The organism is Streptomyces sp. SID5464, from assembly GCF_009862985.1.
Classification (GTDB): domain Bacteria; phylum Actinomycetota; class Actinomycetes; order Streptomycetales; family Streptomycetaceae; genus Streptomyces; species Streptomyces chartreusis_D.
On record NZ_WWIQ01000049.1, the window covers coordinates 220,511 to 220,747 of the forward strand.

The window sequence follows — 237 nt, forward strand, 5'->3', positions numbered from 1 at the left end:
AGCTTCTCACCGCACCTGGGTGCGGGATCACCGCTGGGCCCGAACGTCCGGCTCATCGATCCGCCGGACCCGCGCCTCGCCGTGCCGGGAACCACGCTCGCCGAGCACATGCGGCAGCAGGTGCGCGGCGCGATCGCCGACCTGGAGCGCCACGGCTACCGCCTGGCGGCGCTGATCACCGACTGCGCCTATACCAGCGACGGCATCTTCACCGACCCGGTCGACTACATGCAGGGC

1 pseudogene is annotated in these 237 nt (G+C 71.3%); it reads left to right on the plus strand.

Annotated elements, in window-relative coordinates:
- Positions 1-237, plus strand: a pseudogene (locus GTY47_RS24050) (aspartate aminotransferase family protein); the annotation flags it as partial.